At 72.1% G+C, this 19,934-nt stretch carries 18 protein-coding genes and 3 tRNA genes; 13 read left to right on the forward strand and 8 right to left on the reverse strand.

All coding sequences use genetic code 11. The annotated features are described in order from the left end of the window. Nucleotides 1-8: 8 nt before the first annotated feature. Entirely contained in the window at nt 9-344 is a 336-nt protein-coding gene (locus tag H4O22_RS00665; RefSeq protein ID WP_182527261.1) for a DUF6457 domain-containing protein, read from the reverse strand. A 58-nt stretch (nt 345-402) separates the two neighbouring features. After that, entirely contained in the window at nt 403-960 is a 558-nt protein-coding gene (gene mobA / locus H4O22_RS00670; protein WP_182525218.1) for a molybdenum cofactor guanylyltransferase, read from the reverse strand. 35 nt (nt 961-995) lie between these two features. Here mobA and H4O22_RS00675 point away from each other — a divergent pair, with 35 nt between their 5' ends. From H4O22_RS00675 to H4O22_RS00690, 4 genes are all read left to right on the forward strand, one after another. Continuing rightward, nucleotides 996-1,751 (forward strand): carbon-nitrogen hydrolase family protein, encoded by a 756-nt coding sequence (locus tag H4O22_RS00675; protein ID WP_182525219.1) that lies wholly within the window; start codon nt 996-998, stop codon nt 1,749-1,751. An 11-nt stretch (nt 1,752-1,762) separates the two neighbouring features. After that, a complete protein-coding gene (locus tag H4O22_RS00680) occupies nt 1,763-2,749 on the forward strand; it encodes a hypothetical protein (RefSeq protein ID WP_182525220.1) in 987 nt (328 codons plus the stop codon). Between the two features lie 65 nt (nt 2,750-2,814). Next, on the forward strand, nt 2,815-3,045 hold the full coding sequence (locus H4O22_RS00685) for a biotin/lipoyl-binding carrier protein (protein WP_182525221.1): 231 nt from the start codon (nt 2,815-2,817) through the stop codon (nt 3,043-3,045). A gap of 130 nt (nt 3,046-3,175) precedes the next feature. Then, on the forward strand, nt 3,176-4,252 hold the full coding sequence (locus H4O22_RS00690) for a hypothetical protein (RefSeq protein ID WP_182525222.1): 1,077 nt from the start codon (nt 3,176-3,178) through the stop codon (nt 4,250-4,252). 104 nt (nt 4,253-4,356) lie between these two features. Here the strand turns inward: H4O22_RS00690 and H4O22_RS00695 are convergent. Then, a tRNA-Ser gene (locus tag H4O22_RS00695) sits at nt 4,357-4,445 on the reverse strand. Nucleotides 4,446-4,622: 177 nt separating this feature from the next. On the opposite strand from H4O22_RS00695, the gene H4O22_RS00700 reads away from it, so the two are divergent. Both H4O22_RS00700 and H4O22_RS00705 read left to right on the forward strand, forming a co-directional pair. After that, the gene (locus H4O22_RS00700; protein WP_244963052.1) at nt 4,623-5,090 is read left to right on the forward strand and encodes a hypothetical protein; all 468 of its coding nucleotides are present in this window, start codon (nt 4,623-4,625) and stop codon (nt 5,088-5,090) included. 88 nt (nt 5,091-5,178) lie between these two features. Then, nucleotides 5,179-5,272: transfer RNA gene (locus tag H4O22_RS00705), tRNA-Ser, on the forward strand. A 168-nt stretch (nt 5,273-5,440) separates the two neighbouring features. On the opposite strand, the gene H4O22_RS00710 is transcribed toward H4O22_RS00705, so the two are convergent. Next, nucleotides 5,441-7,270 (reverse strand): phosphoenolpyruvate carboxykinase (GTP), encoded by a 1,830-nt coding sequence (locus tag H4O22_RS00710; RefSeq protein ID WP_280530175.1) that lies wholly within the window; start codon nt 7,268-7,270, stop codon nt 5,441-5,443. 409 nt (nt 7,271-7,679) lie between these two features. On the opposite strand from H4O22_RS00710, the gene H4O22_RS00715 reads away from it, so the two are divergent. Further along, nucleotides 7,680-7,752 (forward strand) — tRNA-Arg (locus H4O22_RS00715). Between the two features lie 137 nt (nt 7,753-7,889). Here the strand turns inward: H4O22_RS00715 and H4O22_RS00720 are convergent. The 3 genes from H4O22_RS00720 to H4O22_RS00730 are packed head-to-tail and all read right to left on the reverse strand — an operon-like array spanning nt 7,890 to nt 10,670. Next, the gene (locus H4O22_RS00720; RefSeq protein WP_182525224.1) at nt 7,890-8,651 is read right to left on the reverse strand and encodes an SDR family NAD(P)-dependent oxidoreductase; all 762 of its coding nucleotides are present in this window, start codon (nt 8,649-8,651) and stop codon (nt 7,890-7,892) included. 52 nt (nt 8,652-8,703) lie between these two features. Further along, nucleotides 8,704-9,771 (reverse strand): transketolase family protein, encoded by a 1,068-nt coding sequence (locus tag H4O22_RS00725; protein WP_182525225.1) that lies wholly within the window; start codon nt 9,769-9,771, stop codon nt 8,704-8,706. Then, complete coding sequence (locus H4O22_RS00730) at nt 9,768-10,670, reverse strand: transketolase (protein WP_182525226.1); 903 nt, start codon at nt 10,668-10,670, stop codon at nt 9,768-9,770. Before H4O22_RS00730 ends, H4O22_RS00725 begins: the two co-directional genes overlap by 4 nt. A 289-nt stretch (nt 10,671-10,959) precedes the next feature. Between H4O22_RS00730 and H4O22_RS00735 the strand changes: the two genes are divergently transcribed. Further along, nucleotides 10,960-12,441, forward strand: coding sequence for a GntP family permease (locus tag H4O22_RS00735; RefSeq protein ID WP_182525227.1), 1,482 nt, complete (start codon nt 10,960-10,962; stop codon nt 12,439-12,441). 60 nt (nt 12,442-12,501) lie between these two features. On the opposite strand, the gene H4O22_RS00740 is transcribed toward H4O22_RS00735, so the two are convergent. Then, on the reverse strand, nt 12,502-13,116 hold the full coding sequence (locus tag H4O22_RS00740; RefSeq protein ID WP_182525228.1) for a GntR family transcriptional regulator: 615 nt from the start codon (nt 13,114-13,116) through the stop codon (nt 12,502-12,504). A gap of 234 nt (nt 13,117-13,350) precedes the next feature. Here H4O22_RS00740 and H4O22_RS00745 point away from each other — a divergent pair, with 234 nt between their 5' ends. From H4O22_RS00745 to H4O22_RS00765, 5 genes are all read left to right on the forward strand, one after another. Continuing rightward, nucleotides 13,351-13,953 (forward strand): TetR/AcrR family transcriptional regulator, encoded by a 603-nt coding sequence (locus H4O22_RS00745; RefSeq protein ID WP_182525229.1) that lies wholly within the window; start codon nt 13,351-13,353, stop codon nt 13,951-13,953. A 115-nt stretch (nt 13,954-14,068) separates the two neighbouring features. Further along, nucleotides 14,069-15,292: a lipase family protein gene (locus tag H4O22_RS00750; RefSeq protein ID WP_220451234.1), complete on the forward strand. Its 1,224-nt coding sequence runs from the start codon at nt 14,069-14,071 to the stop codon at nt 15,290-15,292. Between the two features lie 228 nt (nt 15,293-15,520). Further along, entirely contained in the window at nt 15,521-16,972 is a 1,452-nt protein-coding gene (locus H4O22_RS00755; protein ID WP_182525230.1) for an MFS transporter, read from the forward strand. A gap of 116 nt (nt 16,973-17,088) precedes the next feature. Next, nucleotides 17,089-17,862 (forward strand): ABC transporter ATP-binding protein, encoded by a 774-nt coding sequence (locus H4O22_RS00760; protein WP_182525231.1) that lies wholly within the window; start codon nt 17,089-17,091, stop codon nt 17,860-17,862. Beyond that, a complete protein-coding gene (locus H4O22_RS00765; protein ID WP_182525232.1) occupies nt 17,859-19,775 on the forward strand; it encodes an FtsX-like permease family protein in 1,917 nt (638 codons plus the stop codon). Before H4O22_RS00760 ends, H4O22_RS00765 begins: the two co-directional genes overlap by 4 nt. The last annotated feature ends 159 nt before the right edge of the window (nt 19,776-19,934 follow it).

Raw genomic sequence — 19,934 nt, forward strand, 5'->3', positions numbered from 1 at the left:
GCCGGCGCTCAGCGCTCGAAGGCCTCGCCGGTGTGGTCGACCCCGCTGTCGTCGGGGACGTCGACGGTGATGGCGGCGTCGTCGGGGTCCGGCGCCCCGGCCGGGCGGTCCCAGCCCTCGGCCAAGGTCTGTGCCCGCGCGGCCAGTGCCTCGACGGTCGCGGGGTCCGCGCCGCGGGTGCCTGCCGCCAGCCCGAGCAGGTACGCCGTCACGGGCGCGGCGGGCCGCTCGACGGCGTGCGCGACCACCCGGGCGAGGTCCAGCACCAGGCCCTCGTCGACCTCGATCTCGGCGTCGATGTCGAGGACGTCGCTCAGCTCGTCGATCCAGTCGTGCAGGTTCACGAAACCCACACTCGCCCCACCGGGGCGGCCCCGGCAAGTCCCTCGCGAGCGGGACGGTTCACTCGCCGAGGTCGCGCAGGTCGGCCCAGGTGTCGACGTCGCGGTGCTCGCGCCCGTCGGCCGGCACCTCGACGAGGTCCAGCGGCGCGAGGAGGCGGCGTACCGCCATCCCGTGCTGCCCCTCGTGGTCGGGTCGTACGGCGGCCAGCCGCGCCGGGTCGAGCACGAGCGCGAGCTGCCGGCGCCCGTCCGGGCCGAGCAGCACCGCCCCGTCCCGCCCGACGGCGGCCTCGTGCAGCCGGCGGAAGGTCGCCGCGGTCACGTGCGGCATGTCGACCGCCAGCACGCCGACGGTCCGCGGCGTGCGCAGCAGCGCGTCGACCCCGGTGAGCAGCGCGGCGACCGGGCCGCCGTGCCGCGGGTCCTCCCGGCAGAACGTCGCCGGCCGCTCGGTCGGTACCGGGTCGCCCACCACGACCACCTCGTGCGCGTCGACCACCGCGTCGAGCGCGTGGGCGAGCAGGGTGCGGCCGCCGACCTCGAGCGAGGCCTTGTCGACGCCGCCGAGGCGGGTGGCGGCGCCCCCCGCGAGCACCACCGCGCCGAACCCCGTCATCCCCGGAGTCTCCCACCGCGTGCCAGGCTGGGGCCGTGCGCGTCGTCGTCGTCCAGGAGCCCGCCGGTCTCGAGCCCGCGGCCAACCGCGCGCGGCTGCGCGAGCTGACCCCGAACGGCGCCGACCTGGTCGTCTTCCCGGAGGCGTTCGCCCGCGACTTCGGCGAGGCCGGCTCCGACGTCAGCGGGTACGCCGAGGCGCCCGACGGCCCGTTCGCGACCGCGGTCGCGGACGCCGCCGCCGAGCACGCCACCACCGTGGTCGCCGGGATGTTCGAGGCCGGCGCCGACCCCGCGCGTCCCTTCAACACCCTCGTCGTGCGGGGCGCCGCGCACGCGGACTACCGCAAGGTCCACCTCTACGACTCCTTCGGCTACCGCGAGTCCGACCGGCTGACCGCGGGCGAGCCCACGACGGCGCTGGTCGAGGTCGCCGGGCTGCAGGTGGGGCTGATGACCTGCTACGACCTGCGGTTCCCCGAGATGGGGCGCGCCCTCGTGGACGCCGGCGCCGAGGTCCTCGTCGTCCCCTCGGCCTGGGTCGCCGGGCCCCGCAAGGCCGACCACTGGCGCACGCTGGTGCGGGCGCGCGCCATCGAGAACACCGTGTACGTCGTCGCCGCGGGCCAGCCCGGCCCGCGCTACACCGGCCGCTCGCTGGTGGTCGACCCGCTCGGCGACGTGCTCGCGGAGGCGGGTGAGGAGCCGGCCGTGCTGCGCGCCGAGCTGTCCCGCGACGTGGTCGCCGAGGCCCGTCGTACCAACCCCTCGCTGGCCAACCGCCGGTTGTAGCCTTCGACGTCGTGCCCCCCGCTGCCCCCCGCTCCGCGCTGGTGCCGCTGGCGGTGATGGCCGCGGTCGTGCTGGCCGGCCTCGGCTGCCTGGTGGCGGGGATGGTGCCGGTCGGACCGGCGGTGCTCCCCGGCATCGGGGCGGTGGCCGTCGCGGCGGCGTACTCCTGGGCGCTCGCGGCCCGCACCGGCGGCCGGCCGATCCTCTTCGGCGCGCTCGCGGTCGTCCTCGGGGTGGTCGTGCTGGTCACCGACCAGGACCAGCTGCGCACCGGCGCCGCCGTCGCCACCTGCGCGGTGAGCGCGGTGCTCGGCGTGGTCGCGACGGTGCCGGCCCGGCGCTACGTCGAGGCCGCGCGCGAGTGCGTGGTCGCCGTCCTGGTCGCCGCGGTCGGCGCGCTCGCGACCGTCGGCTTCGAGCCGAGCGTCGACCTGCTGCGCTTCGAGTACGTCACCCTCGTCCTCGCGCTCGCCGGCGCGTTCGGGGTCGTCTACCGGCTGGGCGCCGGCTTCCACGGCCTCGGCCGGCGCGGCGTGGCGGTGGTGCTCCTCGGCGCCGCGCTGCTCGCCGTGACCCTGGCGTACGCCGAGCTGCTGCGCCGCTACGGCACCCCCGGCCTGGTCGGCAACCTCCTCGACGCCGTGCGCTGGAGCCGCGAGCACCTCGGCGCGTTCCCGCGCCCGATCGAGACGGTGCTCGGCGTGCCCGCGCTGGTGTGGGGCACCCACCTGCGGGCCCGCCGCCGCCAGGGCTGGTGGGTCTGCGCGTTCGGCGCGGCCGCGACCACCCCGGTGGCCAACTCGCTGATGAACCCCGCCATCGCCCTGTCCGAGGTCGCCCTGTCGGTGACCTACGGCCTGCTCGTCGGCCTGGTCATCGGGTACGTCGTGGTCCGCGTCGACCTGGCGTTCACCGGCCCCCGCGGCCGCCGCGCCCGGCGCGCGGAGGAGGAGGCCGCGGTCCGGCCCGAGCCGCCGCGGACCAGCCCGCTGCTGTGACGGTGCTGTGACGCTCCTCTCACGGGCGTTCGGCGTACCTCCCGGTAACGGCTAGGTTCGCCAGCATGCCCCGCGAACAGCTCACCGAGATCCTGGCCGAGATGGTGGCCAACGTGCTGAGCCTGGGGGTCGCTCCGGGCGACCCGGTCGCGGTCGGAGACACCGTGGTGCTGCTGGAATCGATGAAGATGGAGATCCCGGTCATCGCCGAGGTCGCCGGGTCGGTGCGCGCCGTCAAGGTCGCTCCGGGCGACGTCGTCCAGGAGGGTGACGTCCTGCTCGTGCTGGCCGGCTGAGCCCCGCTCGGCACCCTCCTCGTGGTCTAGTCCAATCGGGGTTTCCTGGTTCCGGGGGTCCCCGGCGGGGAACATCAGCCCCGCGGCGCTGATTCATGCGCCGATCGGGGGACACGAGAGGTACAACATCATGAGATTCCTGCGCGCCCTGATGGTCGTTCTGGCCACCTGCGCCTTCATCACCCTGCCGGCCACCTCGGCCCAGGCACACACGCCGCAGTTCAGCGCCGACTGCACCGGCATCAAGCTGAGCGCCACGGCGTACGACGCGAACAAGGCGAACACGTGGTCGGTCACGATCAACGGCGCCACCCAGTCGGGCACCTTCGGGGCCTCGTTCAGCAAGAGCTTCGCGGTCCCGCAGGCCGGTGCGACCACCACCTGGTCGGCCGAGATCGTCGGCTGGGACGGCAAGTACAAGGGCACCAAGAGCGGGAAGATCGGGCCGTGCGGCACGCCGCCGCCGGTCGACGTCTGCCCCGCCCTGCCGGGCAACCAGCCCACCGGCACCTCCTGCACGCCGCCCCCGAACGTGGAGCGGTCGGAGAAGAAGGTCCTGGACGGCTGTGAGGTCAAGTTCGACGGCATCACCTACGGCGCCGGGTCGCTGACCTACAACGAGCTCTTCACCGACACCTTCGTGTTCAACCCCGCGAACAACGCCTGGGACCTCGTGGTCGACACCACGGCGACGATCGCCAACCTGAGCTTCAGCCCCTGGACCAAGGCCCAGCAGGTCGCCGCCGGCTGCGTCACCAAGCCCGGCCAGCCCAGCGACGTGATCGTCAAGGACACCACCTCGGAGTGCATCGACGGCGTCCAGGTCACCACCACGACGACCACCACCACGCCGTACGTCTACGACGAGGACACCAACGAGTGGGTGCTCGGCGACCCGGTGACGACGACCGAGCAGACCGAGTCCGCGGCCGAGTGCGGCGTGGACGACAACAACGAGGAGCAGGAGCCGGAGGAGCCGCAGGACAACGGCGTTTCCCCGACGACGGAGAACGCTCAGCCGCCGGCGGGCACCTCGCCGGTCTCCGGCGGGACCGCCGCGGTCCCGACCGCGGTCGACGCGGGTCTGTCCGACTCCGTGCGGGCCGCCTCGTCCGGCTCGGCCGGCACCCCCTGGGGCCTGCTGGTGGGCGCGTTCGGCGCGCTCCTCATCGGGGGATCGGTGCTGACCCGCCGGGTCCTGCGCTGAACCGCTGACCACCTGATCCACTGAACGACACCGCTGCCGGTGACCACCCTCGGGTGGTCACCGGCAGCAGTGCTTTCTGGGTGCTTTCCGGTGCTTTCCGGCGGCAGAGGGGGCGGGATTCGAACCCGCGGCTGACATCTCTGCCAGCGACCGCTTTCAAGGCGGTTCCGATCGGCCACTCCGGCACCCCTCCGTGCGTCCCAGCGGACCGGGCGAGCACGCGAGGAGTCTAGGAGGTCGCCGCCGCCCCCGGACGTCATACGTCCTGGCGGCTATCGGCACCGACCCGTACGACGTCCGGGGCGCGGGCGGCGGACACCAGCGCCGACTCGATTGGTGGTCGCCCGGGGACGCGTCGTTGAATAGAGGGGTGACCGAGACCGAGCTGCCCACCGACTACCGGCTGAACCCGTCGTTCGCGGCCCGGTTCGTCGGCCTCGCCCTGGTCGCGACGGCGCTGCTGATGTTCGTCGGTACGGCGCTGGTCGCGCTGCTCGACCTCCCGGCCGACCTGCTGGTGATCCTGCTGGCGCTCAGCGTCGGCGGCGTGGTCGCCCTCGGCTGGTGGCTCCGCTCGCGAGCCTTCGTGCTGCACTGCGGGCCGCAGGGCTACCGCGTGGGCCTGGTCCGGGGCGCCGGCACCAAGGAGGCCCGCTGGACCGAGGTGGCCGAGGCGGTCACCGCCAGCCCGCGGGGCATCCCCTGCGTCGTGCTCAAGCTGCGTGACGGGCGCACCACGACCATCCCGGTCGAGGCCCTCGCGGTCGACCGGGAGCAGTTCGTGCGCCAGCTGCAGCGCCACCTGCGCCGCGGCCAGGGCACCCGCCCGCTGCGCTGAGCAGCCGGCCGGACGCCGGCGCCCGACGTACGAGGCCCTCTGATTGGTCGTGGGCGGCACCGGCCTAGTAGCCTGTGCGCGCTGTCGGGGAGGCGTCGCCTAGTCCGGTCTATGGCGCCCGCCTGCTAAGCGGGTTTGGGGCTACAACCCCATCGAGGGTTCAAATCCCTCCGCCTCCGCCAGCGCACAGCCCCCGCCGGGGATCCCTGGCGGGGGCTGTGGCGTCTCCCGGGGCGTCCCCGGCCCCGGAGCCCGGACGACGCGCTCCGGCAACGCACAACGCCCCACGACCGGCGCGGTCGCGGGGCGTGTGGTTGCTGCTGGGTGCTGCGTGGAGCGCGCTCCGGGCGTCAGGCCCCGAGCCGGGCGCGGAGCCCGTCGAGCTCGGTCCAGAGGACGGCGGGCAGGTCGTCGCCGAACTTCTCGAACCACTCCTGGATCTGCGGGAGCTCGGCCTTCCACTCCTCGGGGTCGACGGCGAGCGCGGCGCGCAGCGACTCCTCGGACAGGTCGAGCCCGTCGGTGTCGAGCGACTCGAGCGTCGGGACGTAGCCGACCGCGGTCTCCTCGGCGGCCGCCTGGCCGTCGATGCGCTCGACGATCCACTTCAGGACCCGGCTGTTCTCGCCGAAGCCCGGCCACAGGAAGCCGCCGTCCTCGTCGCGACGGAACCAGTTGACGTAGAAGATCCGCGGCAGCTTCGCGGCGTCGTTGTCCTTGCCGACGGTGATCCAGTGGTTGAAGTAGTCGCCGGCGTTGTAGCCGATGAACGGCAGCATCGCCATCGGGTCGCGGCGGACCACGCCGACCGCACCCATCGCGGCGGCGGTGGTCTCGCTGGAGAGCGTCGCGCCGAGGAAGGTGCCGTGGGTCCAGTCACGGGCCTCGAAGACCAGCGGGACCGTCGTCTTGCGGCGACCGCCGAAGAGGATCGCGTCGATCGGGACGCCGCGCGGGTCGTCGTACTCGTCGGCGAGGATGTCGCACTGCTTGATCGGGGTGCAGTAGCGGCTGTTGGGGTGGCTGGAGAGCTCCTCGGACTCCGGCGTCCACGGCTCGCCCTTCCAGGAGGTCGCCTTGGCGGGCGGGTTCTCCAGCCCCTCCCACCAGACGTCGCCGTCCTCGGTGAGTGCCACGTTGGTGAAGACCGAGTTGCCCTTCTCGATGGTCTTCATGGCGTTCGGGTTGGTGTGGTAGTTCGTGCCGGGGGCGACGCCGAAGAAGCCGTACTCCGGGTTGACCGCCCACAGCCGGCCGTCCTCGCCGATCCGCATCCAGGCGATGTCGTCGCCGAGGGTCTCGACCTTCCAGCCCGGGATGGTCGGCTCGAGCATCGCGAGGTTGGTCTTGCCGCAGGCGCTGGGGAACGCGGCCGCGACGTACTTCTTGACGCCCTCGGGGCTGGTGAGCTTGAGGATCAGCATGTGCTCGGCGAGCCAGCCCTCGTCGCGGGCCATGGCGCTGGCGATGCGCAGGGCGTAGCACTTCTTGCCGAGCAGCGCGTTGCCGCCGTACCCGGACCCGAAGGACCAGATGTTGCGCTCCTCGGGGAACTGCACGATGTACTTGGTGTCGTTGCACGGCCAGGCGACGTCGGCCTCGCCCTCGGCGAGCGGGTGGCCCACGGAGTGCACGGCCTGGACGAAGTCGGCCTGCAGCTCCTCCATGCGGCGCAGGACGTTGCTGCCCATCCGCGCCATGACGCGCATCGAGGCGGTGACGTAGGCGGAGTCGGTGATCTCGATGCCGAACATCGGCCGCTCGGCCTCGAGGTGGCCCATCACGAAGGGGATGACGTACATCGTGCGGCCCTTCATGCAGCCCGCGTAGAGCCCCTTCATGAGGGACTTCATCTCCGAGGGGTCCATCCAGTTGTTGGTGGGCCCCGCGTCGCGCTCGTCGACCGAGCAGATGTAGGTGCGGTCCTCGACGCGCGCGACGTCGATCGGGTCGGAGGCCGCGTAGAAGGAGTTCGGCTTGATCGAGGGGTTCAGCCGGGTGAAGGTGCCGGTGGACTCGAGCGCCGCGGTGAGCTGCTCCCACTCCTCGTCGGATCCGGTGCACCAGTGCACGCGGTCGGGCTGCATGAGCGCCGCGAACTCCTCGACGAACTCGAGGATGCCTGGGTGGGTGGTGGGTGCCTGCGTCTCGGCGGTCATGGCCTGTTCCCTCTCGCGCATCCGGTCGGCGTCCGTCTTGCGAGGGACGCCGCCGGCCGTCGAGCGTGTCGACGGTGGTCGTGGAGTCTGGATCGCACGGCATCGTTGTCGGCGACTCTGGTGTCGTCCCCCGAGGAGCACGAGATGATGCGTGAGCAGCGTCTCGCCCCTGGGATTGGGGCGAGGGTACCCCCGGCCCCGGGTGCCTCATATTGGATCGTTCAACGCTCCGTGGGCGGGATCACACCGGGGTTCAGGGCGCGCTGGGGGCGGGAGTTTCATCGGCCGGCCGATGAAACTCATGCCTGGACGACAAAGCTTCGTCGTCCAGGCATGAGTTTCGCGGCGGACCGCCGGTGGGGGTGCTGAATTGGGGAACGTCGCGGGGGTCGGCTATCCTCGACCAGTCTTCCGGCACGCCGGGGGACATGCGCCTGTAGCTCAACGGATAGAGCATCTGACTACGGATCAGAAGGTTTGGGGTTCGAATCCCTACAGGCGCACAGTTCAGATCTGCCGCACGACCTGCGTCAACGGTCGTACCAGGGTCGCTTCCCATCGTGGGAGCGGCCCTTTTCTCTGTCTCGACACCGGCCCATCGCCCCCGAGCCGCCCAGCCCGGCCGGGCGGGAAGCGCCGCTCAGTGGATGTGTGAGCCGCCGTTGACGTCGTAGGTGGCGCCGGTGATGTATCCGGTCTGCTCCCGGCACAGGTAGGTGATCAGGTCGGCGACGTCGGTGACGAGACCGCTGCGGCCGACCGGAATGCCAGCGACGAGCTGGGTCTTGGTGTCGCCCTCGAGGGCGTCGCCGGTGATGTCGGTGTCGATGAGGCCGGGTGCCACCGAGTTGACCGTGATGCCGGCCGCTCCGACCTCCCGGGCCAGGGCGCGGGCGAAGCCCAGCTGGGCGGCCTTGGCTGCCGAGTACGCGACGCCGCCGAAGACGCCGCCGCCGCGCTCGGCGGAGACCGACGAGAGGAACACCACCCGACCGAAGCCGCGGTCGGCCATGCCGGGCGTGACCCGGCGGGTGATGTTGTAGGCGCCCCGGACGTTGACGGCGAAGATGCGGTCCCACTCGGCGCCGGTGACGTCGTGGAAGCGGGTGGGGGAGGTGATGCCGGCGTTGTTGACCAGTGCACCTACCGGCGGGGCAGAGGCGCTCAGCGAGGCCAAGGCGTTCTCGACGGCGACCTCGTCGGTGACGTCGCAGGCGAGGCCGAACGCCTGGACGTCGGAGCGGTGAGCGATCTCGTCGGCTGCTTCCTTGGCGCTGGCCTCGTCGAGGTCGAGGATCGCGACGTTCCAGCCGTCGGCGGCGAGGGCGTGGGCGGTGCCGCGGCCGATGCCGCGAGTCGATGCGGCGCCGGTGACGATGGCGGTCAGGTCGGAATGAGACATGGGTGCTTCCTTTCGGGGATGGCGTCGGGCCGGGGCCCAGGTGTGCCTGCGCTCACAGGGAAGGGGGGTCGCCGGCGTCGTCGCCGGCGGTTCGCCCGGACCCGTGGAGCTCGGCCTTGACGCGGGACACGATCGAGTCGGTGGAGAGTCCGTAGCGGTCGTGCAGCGTGGGGAGTGCGCCGGCTGCGAGGAACTCGTCGGGCAGGGCGATCGGGACGATGCGCCGCCCTTGTCCGGCGTAGGCGAGGGTGGCGGCGACGGACTCGGCGAGGCCGCCGATGACGGTGTGGTTCTCCAGGGTGACGACCAGCCGGTCCGATGACGCCGCGGTGAGGATGGCAGCCGTGTCGAGCGGCTTGATGGTGGGCACGTGCAGCACGGCGACGTCCACGTGGTCCGCCTCGAGACGCTCCGCTGCCTGGAGGGCCCGCATGGTCATCAGGCCGGTGGAGATGAGCACGACGTCGCGCCCGGTGCGCAGCTCGGCTGCCTTGCCGAGCTCGAAGGTGTAGTCGTACTCGTCGAGGACCCGGGGCACTGAGCCCCGCAGCAGGCGGAGGTACGTCGGACCGTCGTGCGCGGCCAGCGCCGGCACGGCCTGCTCGATGTCCAGGGCATCGCAGGGGTCGACGATGGTCAGGCCCGGGCACCCCCGCAGGATCGCCAGGTCCTCGGTGGCCTGGTGGCTGGGGCCGTACCCGGTCGTGAGGCCCGGCAGGGCGCCGACGACGTTGACGTTCAGGCCGGGCTCGGCGATGTCGAGGCAGAGGAAGTCGTACGCGCGTCTGGTCGCGAACACCGAGTAGGTCGAGGCGAAGGGGACCAGGCCGACCTCGGCCATCCCGGCGGCGGTCCCGAGCAGCGACTGCTCGGACATGCCCATCTGGAAGAACCGGTCGGGATTCCGGTCACGGAACACGTGCATGTCGGTGTACTTCGCCAGGTCGGCCGAGAGCCCCACGATCTCCGGACGCTCCTCGGCGAGCAGGTTGAGTGCGTGCCCGAACGGCGCTGGCGTGGTCTTCTGGCCGGGGTCGGCGAAGGACGCGATCATCGCCGAGGTCTTGAGCCGCGGCGCCGGGTGGGCGGTGCGTCCAGGGGTGTGGTCGGTGGTGGTCATCGGGTCGATCCCTCCTCGAGCTGGGTGCGGGCGAGCTTCCACTCGTGCTCCTCGACGCGCATGAAGTGCGCCTTCTCGCGCTCCATCAGGAGCGGGACGCCGAAGCCGATCCGGGTGTCGCAGACGATCACCGACGGTGACCCGGTGTGCGCGGCGGCCTCGTCGAAGGCGCCGACCAGTGCCGAGGGGTCGTTGCCGTCCACCCGCACCGCGTGCCAGCCGAAGGCCCGCCACTTGTCGAGGACGGGTTCGGTGCGCAGCACGCCGGCCGTGGGGCCGTCGGCCTGGAGGGCGTTGACGTCGACGATGGCGATGACGTTGTCCAGGCCATGGTGGGCGCAGGCCAGGGCGGCCTCCCACGTCGAACCCTCGTCGAGCTCGCCGTCGGAGAGCAGGTTGAACACCCGCGCCGGGTTGCCGAGGTGCCGCAGGCCGAGCGCGACACCGGTGGTGACGGTCAGCCCGTGGCCGAGGGAGCCGCCCGAGATCTCGACCCCGGGCGTGTACGACGCCATGGACGACATCGGTAGCCGGGAGTCGTCGGAGCCGTAGGTGTCGAGCTCGTCGAGGGAGATGGTTCCGGCTTCGGCGAGGGCAGCGTAGAGAGCGATGGCGTAGTGCCCGATCGAGAGCAGGAAGCGGTCGCGCCCCTCCCAGTGCGGGTCCTGCGGGCGGTACCGCAGCTGGTCGGCGTAGACGACGGCGAGGATGTCGGCGACGCCCAGCGCCTGGCCGATGTAGCCCTGTCCTTGGACCTCGCCCATGTGGAGGGCATATCCGCGGATCCGTTGGGCGGCTGCCGTCACCCGCTCGATCCGGTCGTCCGCCGAGGTCGGGAGCGGCTCTGGGGTCGTGGGGCCGGTCGTGGGAGCCGGTGCGGCGGTGTTCGGTGCGGCCATGCGGGCGCTCCTCAGGTCGTGGTGGGCACGTCGAGATGGTCTGGCTCCAGCGTGACCCCGATCACTTCGGGTGTCAACAGTAAAACAGCCAGCAGCAAACTGTTGACAGTGGGTGTGACCGAGACCACTATCAGTGGCAGAGCCCGTCCATCCGCCCGACCCACGGAGAAAGCCATGACCGATCCGCAATCACGCGCCGAACACCGGTGCGCCACGCCGGCCGCTCGACGTCACCGATCCGGTGAAGCCGTAGGGCCCCTCGGTCCCTGTCGTGGGCGGGTGACCTGACATGGACGACACCACGACCCTGCTGATCCACCTCACGATCACCGTGGGCATCGTCGTCGGGCTGATCGTGCTCGCGAAGATCAACCCGGTCGTCTCACTGGTGATCGGAGCCCTGTACCTCGGCCTCGCCGCGGGACTCGGCTACGACGGGACGACGGTCGCCGTCTCCGAGGGCTTCGGCATCCTGATGGCCGAGGTCGGACTCATCATCGGCTTCGGCGTGATGCTCGGGACGCTGCTCTCGGCCATGGGGACCCTGCATCGGGTCGTGGACGGGATGCTGCGTCTCTTCGGCGCCAAGCGGTCCCCCCACGTGCTCGGGTTGGCCTCGGGCGTCGTCTTCCCCGCGATCTACTTCGACGTCGCGCTCGTCATCCTGGGGCCGATGGCCCGGTCGATCTCCTTGCGGACCGGCATGAGCATCGCCCCCCTGGCCGGCGCTCTGGCCATCGGTCTGGAGGTCGCCCTGCTCATGGTCCCGCCCGGTGCCGCGGCGCTCGCCATCGCGGCCGCTCTCGACCTGCCCCTGGGCACGATGCTCATGGTCGGGATCCCGTTCGGCATCGTGGTCATCGTGGTCAGCATCGCGCTGCACACGCTCCTCATGCACTTCACGTGGAACGACGCCAAGGACGACGACCCCCTGACCGATCCCGAGCACACCGGGGAGATCGCCAGCTACGGCTTGTCCTCAGGCGCCGAGTCCTCGGGCGAACAGGCCGCCGGCGGGCAGGACCAGCAGTCGCCCCAGGCTCGCCCTGGCGGCGGGGGCACCGCGCTCGCCGACCGGCACACCGGGAGCGCCGATGCCGCCCCGGGCGACGACGGGCCAGGGAAGCAGCTGCCGTTGCTGGTCGCGCTCCTGCCCCTGCTCGTGCCGGTGCTCCTCATCGTGGCGGACACCAGCACGAGTGCGGCCGGAGCGGAGGTCGACCTTCTCGGGTTCCTCGGGAACCCCGTGGTGGCGCTCCTGATCGGGCTGCTCCTGGGCGTCGCTCTCGCGATGCCGTCGCTGGGGCGGACAGGTGTCGAGGAGGTGATCGTGGCCGCCGCGTCGACCAGTGGCGTCATCCTGCTGTTCACCGGGGTCGCGGGCTCGCTCGGCCAGGTGATCTCCGAGACCAACGTCGGTGACCTCGTGGCCGGCCTGTTCAGTGCGAACGCGGCCTTCCCGCTCGTGATGGCGTGGCTGGTCGCGGCGATGCTGCGCCTCGCCCAAGGATCCGGCTCCGTGGCCGCCATCACCGCGGCAGCCCTGCTCGCGCCGGTCGTCGACAGCATGGGGCTCCCCGGCGTCCTGATCTGGCTCGCCGCGGCGTCCGGAGCCGCGTTCGGCGGGCACGTCACCGACAACACCTTCTGGATCTTCAAGACGCTGCTGGGCCTGTCGGTCCGCGGCACCTTCCAGGTGTACACGGTCGCTCAGGCGATCCTGTCGTTCGTCGGCCTGGGGTCGGTCCTGCTCCTCAGCATCTTCGTCTGAGCCGCGTCCTCACCAGGGCCGCCAACCCCGCTTCGCGCCGAGAGAGGCGCGGAGCGGGACTCAGGTGCTGAGCCGTGGGCGGTCTCCCGCGTACAGGTCGGCGGCCGCGGCCATGTGCTGCTCCACGACGCGCAGTGCCGCCTCGACGTCGCCGTCCTCGATGGCGTCCACGATGGTGGCGTGCCTGTGCTCGGACATGATGCCGGGCAGCTGGGTGGCCTCGTGGCTCATGATCGCCACCCTGATCCGGCCCTCGAGATGCCGCCAGCTCTCCACCAGCATCGGATTGCCCGACAGCTCGCAGAGCAGCAGGTGGAACGCGAGATCGGCTTCCACCTTCTCCAAGAGGTCGGTGGGCTCCCCAGCGAGCCGCGCCAGCGCCTCGCGCAAGGAGGCGACCGAGTCGCTGCGGTGGGGAGACCTGATGATGTTGGCGACCGCGAGGCCCTCGAGCGCGGCGCGCACCTGGTAGAGCCCGCGGATCTCGTCGGCGGTCAGGTGGTTGACGCGGAGCCGGCCACGGGACGCAGCCTCCACGAGGCCCTCCTGCTCCAGGTGCCGCAGCGCTTCGCGCACCGTGCCGCGGCTGACACCCAGGCGGGTCGAGAGCTCCACCTCGCCGAGGTGGTCCCCAGGGCGGTACTGCCCGCTGGTGATCGCGGACCGCAACGCCATCAACGACCGCTCCCGCAGGGTGCTGCGGTCCAGGCTGACCAGAGGCTCTGGAGTGCTCAAGAATGCTCCCGGTTCTCTAGGGACGCCGTGCCACTCCGGGTGGCGTGGTGTCGACACTTGAATGTTAGCAAGATGCCGACCGCCCGGCCGACGAGTCGGTCGACCTGCTCGCCCGGGCCCGGTTGCGGCTTCAGTCCTGGCTGCCGTGCCCTGACCCGGTCCTAGGATCGCCCGATGGCGGAGGACCGACGGGGGAGGCCCAGGAGCAAGCACTCCGAGCAGGCGGTGATGACGGCTGTCCAGGCACTGCTCCTGGAGGGAGGGTACGAACGACTGTCCATCGAGGCGGTCGCGGCCCGGGCCGGCGTGGGCAAGCAGACGATCTATCGCTGGTGGCCCTCGAAGAGCGCCTTGGTGGCTGACGCCGTTCTCGACGGCTGGATCGGCGGCGAGGTCATCCCGCTCGCGGAGACCGAGGACCTCCGGCTCGATCTGACCAACTGGCTCGTCGCCTTCGCCGAGGCCCTGTCCGACGAGCCGACAGCTGCGCTCGTCCGCGCCCTGGTGGCGGCGTCGGTCGAGCGCGAAGACTCGTCGCTGCGACTGTGGGAGCAGTTTGCAGGTCCTCAGCACGATGCGGTGGTGAAGCGCCTCAACGCAGCCACGCGTGCCGGTGATCTCAGGCCGGACATCGACGTGGCCGCCGTGGCAGATGCCCTGATCGGGGCGCCCCTCTACCACCTGCTGAGCCGTCAGCGACCGCAGTTCGCGACGCGAGCACGCGGGCTTCTGGACGTCGTCCTGGCGGGGGTGGCGGCGGGTTCGCCGCCGCATTAATGGAACGGACCGTCTCGTATCGTGATCCACGGCTGGTAGTGACGGCGCTCACATGGTGCGATGACCTCCTCCTACTCGGGAGTAACCAAGGAGGAACTCTTTGTCCACCACTCGCGTGTTCGCACGCCTCACGGCCGTCGCCCTCGCCGGGACGACCTTGCTGGCCGGCTCGCTCATGCACGCCCCGGCGGCGTCGGCGGCGCCGGTCGATGGGCTGCCCGGCTTCTACGAGGCGCCGGCTCAGCTTCCGCCCGCCAACGGTGACCTGATCCGGTCTGAGCCGATGACGTACACCCTCGATCCGGCGGGTGCGACCACGGTCGGGTTCACGTCGAGCAGGATGCTGTACCGGTCCACCGACCGGACCGGGAAGCCCATCGCCGTGTCCGGCTCGGTCATCGTGCCCAAGAAGCCATGGGCGGGTGCCGGTCCGCGTCCGGTCATCGGCTACGCCGTCGGCACGCAGGGCGTCGGCGATGCCTGCGCACCGTCGCGGCAGTTCAGTGAGGGGTTCGAGTACGAGGGCGTCTTCATGGCCGGTCTGCTGGCCAGGGGCTACGCCCTGGCCGTGACCGACTACGAAGGTCTCGGGACGGCCGGCATCCACACCTACATGGACCGCGCGTCGCAGGGGCACGCGGTCCTGGACGCGATCCGAGCCGCGAAGCAGCTCCCGGGCAGCAGTCTCGCGGCAGGCGCTCCCGCAGCCCTGTACGGGTATTCGCAAGGTGGCGGAGCTGCCGCCGCGGCCGCGGAGCTGGCGCCGACGTACGCCCCCGAGCTCACGCTGAAGGGGGCCGTGGTCGGTGCGGTCCCGGCGGACCTGACGGTGCTGCCGGACAACCTCGACCGGGGGCTCTGGGCCGAGTTCCTCTGGTTCGCCATCGCCGGGCTCACGGAGAGCTACGACGTCGACCTGGACCCCTACCTCAACGAGCGCGGGCGAGCCTTCTACGCCGACATCTCCGACGACTGCGTCTTCGACCTCTTCAACGCGGCGCTCACGTCCTCGACCGACTTCACCACCGACGGCAGCAGCCTTGCCCAGCTGTCGACCCAGGAGCCGTTCCGCACCATCCTCGACGACCAGCGCATCGGTCGCCGCGCGCCAGCAGTGCCCGTCCTGGTCACCCACAGCGTGCTGGACGACACCATCCCCTACCGGGTCGGGCGGCAGCTCGCCCGCGACTGGTGCGACCGAGGGGCCAACGTCCGGCTGAGCACCAACGTCACCCCGCTCCACCTCGGCGCCATGCTGAACAACGCCGCCGAGGTCTACGGCTACCTCGAGGCCAGGTTCGCCGGAGTCCCCGCAGCGTCGTCCTGCTGGCGGCTCTGACCCGCGTCGTCAGGGCGCGGGACGGCGTCCTTCGGTCGCCGTCCCGCGCCGGACGGTGCGCTCGTGGGTGCGGCTCACCTCACAGGCGCTCGGAGAGGGGATCTGGGCGCCGGGTGGGTTAACTTTGCGGTCTGACCCGGGCCGGACCGGGGGAGGCGAACGTGCGCTCTGCGCCGGGGTCCGAGGCTGGAAACCTCCAGAACGCCTCGGACGCTCGGAGAGCTCTGCATGTCCACCGCCGCACCCGCTTCCCCCACCCGCTGGTGGGCGCTCTGCGTCCTCGGCCTCGCCCAGCTGATGGTGGTCCTCGACGGGACCATCGTCGCCATCGCCCTGCCGGCTGCTCAGGCCGAGCTCGGCATGGCCGACGGGCAGCGGCAGTGGGTCGTCACGGCGTACGCCGTCGCGTTCTCCGCCCTGCTCCTGCTCGGCGGCCGGATCGCCGACTACTGGGGTCGCAAGCGCACCTTCATGGTCGGCATGGTCGGCTTCGGCGTCGCCTCGGTCTGGGGCGGCCTGGCGCAGTCGGGCGCCGAGCTGATCGCGGCCCGCGGCCTCCAGGGCGTCTTCGCGGCGCTGATCGCTCCCGCCGCCCTGGCGATGATCACGGTGCTGTTCCCCAGCGGCCGGGAGCGCAACGTGGCCTTCGCCGCGTTCGGCATCATCGCCGGCACCGGGGCCGCCTTCGGCTTCCTGCTGGGCGGGGTGCTGACCCAGTACGCCGACTGGCGCTGGTGCCTGCTGGTCAACGTGTTCTTCGTCGTCCTCGCGCTCATCGGCGGCAAGGCCCTGCTGGTCGAGAGCCGCGCCGAGGGCGACAACCGCTACGACCTGGTCGGTGCCGTCCTGGTGGCGTTGTCCCTCGCCGCGCTGATCTACGGCTTCGCCCGCGCCGAGCACGGGTGGGGTGAGGCGGACACGATCGGCTTCCTCGTCGCCGGCGCCGTGCTGATGGTCGCCTTCGTGTGGTGGCAGGCCCGCTCCTCCCACCCCCTGCTCCCGCTGCGGGTGGTGCAGAGCCGGGTGCGCGGCGCCGCCTTCCTGCTGCAGGCCTGCGTGGGAGTGGTGATGGTGGGCGCGATGCTCTACCTCACCTTCCACTTCCAGATCGTGCTCGCGATGAGCCCCGTGGCCGCCGGCTTCGCCAGCGTCGCGATGACGGTCGTGATCATGGCGACCGCCCCGGTCTCCACCAAGCTCTTCACCACCTACGGCCCCCGCGTGGTGCTCACCGCCGGGCCGCTCGCCGTCGCGGCAGGCCTGTTCTACCTGAGCGGGATCAGCGCCGGCGGGAGCTACTGGACCGAGGTGCTGCCCGGTCTGGTCCTGATGGGGCTGGGGTTCTCGCTGGTCCTCGTGCCGGTGCAGAACCTCGCCCTGGCCGGTGTCGACCCGCACGACGCCGGGGTCGCCTCCGCGCTGGCCAATGCCTCCGTGCACGTGGGTGGGTCGATCGCGGTGGCGGTCTTCACCGCGATCTACACCTCCTCGATGACCGACTCCCTCGCCCGGGGCACGGACGAGATGTCCGCCCTGGCCGGCGCGTACGGCGACACCCTGCTCGCCGCCGCGTGCGTGATGGTGCTGGGCTCGGCCACGTCGTTCCTGATGATCCGAGGTTCCGGGAACGACGTGGTCCCCTCCGGCTCCGAGGTCGTGGGCGCCGGGCGGACTGCCTAGAGCGAGGCGCTTGCATCCAAAGGTGCAAGCGCCGAAGTTGCATCCTGAGCGGCTCGTGGCCGGACCCCGTCGTTCCTAGCGTGGACGGTGCCAGTCCAGCCGACCCGGGAGCACCCATGACCGCCACCAGCGGCGCATCAGCGCCACGTCTCGCACCGCCGTCCCCGACGGCCGCGATCGCCCTGTCCGACGTCCAGAAGTCCTACCGCAGCGGCCTCGAGACGGCCGCCGCCCTGCGTGGGGTCTCGGTCGACCTGGACGCCGGGTCCTTCACCGCCGTGGTCGGCCAGTCCGGCTCGGGCAAGTCGACGCTGCTGCACGTGGCCGCAGGGCTCGACCGGCCCACCAGCGGTCGGGTCGTCATCGGCGGTCACGACATCACCGAGCTCTCCGACGACGACCTGACCCGGTTCCGTCGCGACCACATCGGCTTCGTCTTCCAGGCCTACAACCTGGTCGGACACCTCGACGTCCGGGAGAACATCGACCTGCCCCTGGTCCTCGGCGGTCGCACCGCCGACCCGGCCTGGGTCGCGCACCTCGTCGCCCGCATGGACCTCGGCCCGCTGCTCGACCGGTTGCCCGGCGAGCTCTCCGGCGGTCAGGCCCAACGTGTCGCGATCGCACGGGCGCTCGTCACCCGACCGACCGTGGTCTTCGCCGACGAGCCGACCGGGGCCCTGGACTCCTCGACCGGGGCCGCGGTCCTCGACCTGCTCCGCACCACCGCCCGTGACCTCGACCAGACCGTCGTCGTCGTCACCCACGACAGCCGGGTGGCGGCCGCGGCCGAGCAGGTCCTCGTGCTCGCCGACGGGCTGCTCGTCGACCGCCTCGTCGCGCCGACCGCCGAGCAGGTCACCGCCCGCGTCCTGGCGGTCGGCCGATGAACGCCGCGACCACGTCCCCGACCACTGTCCCGACCAGGCGGGCCGGCACACCGCGTCGCCTGGCCCTCGCCGGGGCTCGCGCCCACTGGGCCGCGACGGCCGGCACCGCACTGGTCGTCGCCCTCGCCGCAGCCATGACGGCGTTGACCGGCGCGCTCCTCGAGTCCGGGCTGCGCGTGCCTGACGGCGAGGGCGGCCCACTCGTCGCCGTCGCCTCCTCGTTCGCCGGCACCGCCCTGGTCCTGGTCGTCATCGTCGTGGCGGCCACCACGACCCTGGCGTTGCGTCGCAGACGACGCGAGTTCGCGCTGCTGCGCGCCGTCGGCGCGACCCGCGGCCAGGTCCGCCGCCTCGTCGCCACCGAGCTGCTGGTCCTCGCCGCGGTGGCCGCACCCCTCGGCGCCGTCCCCGGGCTGCTCCTGGCCGGCTCGCTCGACTCCGTCCTGGTCGAGGCGGGGGTCGTGCCCGCCGGGTACACCTCAGCGCTGTCACCGCTGCCGGTCCTCGGCGCCGTCCTCCTCGTCGTCCCGACCACGCTGCTGGCCGGCTGGCTCGCCGCCCGCGAGTCGGTGCGCACCGCGCCGACGGAGGCGATCCGCGAGAGCGCGACCGAAGCCGCCCCGGTGGGTCGCGTGCGTCGTGCCGCGGCGGTCCTCACCGCCGTCGCCGGCCTCGTGGCCGCGTTCACCCCGCTGTTCGTGCCGGGCACCATCGGCGGCGCCACCGCGGCCACCTCCGCGTTCCTCCTGATCGGCGCGGCCGCCTTCGCGGGCCCGGTCCTCGTCGAGTGGGCCTTCGGCCACGCCGCCCGCGCCGCGTCCGACCGTCGAGGCGCCCCCACCAGGCTCGCCCTGGGCAACATGCGCGGCTTCTCGCGGCGCCTGACCACCGTCGTCGTTCCCCTCGCCCTGGTGCTCGCCGTCGGCACCACCCAGGGCACCGTCGACCATGCCGTGCAACGAGCCGCCACCGAGCAGCTCGATGCCGCCCTCGGCACCCGCCTCGTCGCCACCTCCGCCACCGCCCTCGACACCGACGACCTCGCCGCGCTCTCCGAGGAGGCCGGCGTCACCGGTGTCGTCGCCCTGGGCGAGGCACCCGCGCAGGTCCGCACCGACGACGACGACGGACTTCCCGACAGCCTGGTCTGGGAGACCACCACGCTGCGGTCCGTCCCGCCCACGGTCGACCCCGCAGTCCTCGACCCGGGCATCACCGAGGGCTCCCTCGCCGGCCTGGCCGGCGCCGACACCGTCGCGATCAGCACCGACACCGCCTTCGAGACCGGGCGCGGCCTCGGCGACGACCTCCACGCCCGACTCGACGGGACCGACGTCGCCCTCGAGGTCACGGCGATCTACGACCGGGGGCTGGGCCTCGGCGACGTGCTGGTCGGACCCGCCACGCTCGCCGCGCACGAGGTCACCCCGACCGTGCACCTCGCGCTCGTCGAGACCGACGGGCCCGCCGAGGTGGACGGCACGGTGCCCACGGCTCGCTACGTGGCGGACGCGACCAGCGTCGACGCCGCGTCGCAGCGCCTCTCGAGCCTGCTCACCCTGATCCTGCTGCTCTTCGTCGGCCTCGGCTCCCTCAACGCCCTGGTGCTCGTCACCGCCGGTCGCCGCGACGAGCTGCGGCTCCTGCACCGCACTGGCGCCACCGGACGCCAGCTCCTGACCATGACCACGGTCGAGGCGGTGGTCACGGGCGTCACGGCCTGGGCGATCGGCACCGTCGCCGTCCTGCCCGCCGTCGTCGGCGTCAGCGTCGGCCTGCTCGGCGCCGGTGTCCCCGTCGTCGACCTCCCCACGTACGGCGCACTCAGCGGTGCCGTCATCGTCCTGACCGTCGCCGCCACCGCGCTCACCGCGTCCCGCACCGTCCGGGCCGCCACCCGCGTCACGTCCTGACGCCCCTCGCGGCCGCCGAGGCCGAGACAGCCGGACGCCCGTTGCCTGCGCCCCGTCCATCTCGAGGGACCCTCTGGCGGTCGAGTCACCCGTTGGCGGCGACGGCCTCTGCGACGTCCTCCCGCACGTCGTCGTGCAACTGCGCAGGTCCAGGGGGAT

Origin of the sequence: Nocardioides dongkuii, from assembly GCF_014127485.1 — a bacterium.
Classification (GTDB): Bacteria; Actinomycetota; Actinomycetes; order Propionibacteriales; family Nocardioidaceae; genus Nocardioides; species Nocardioides dongkuii.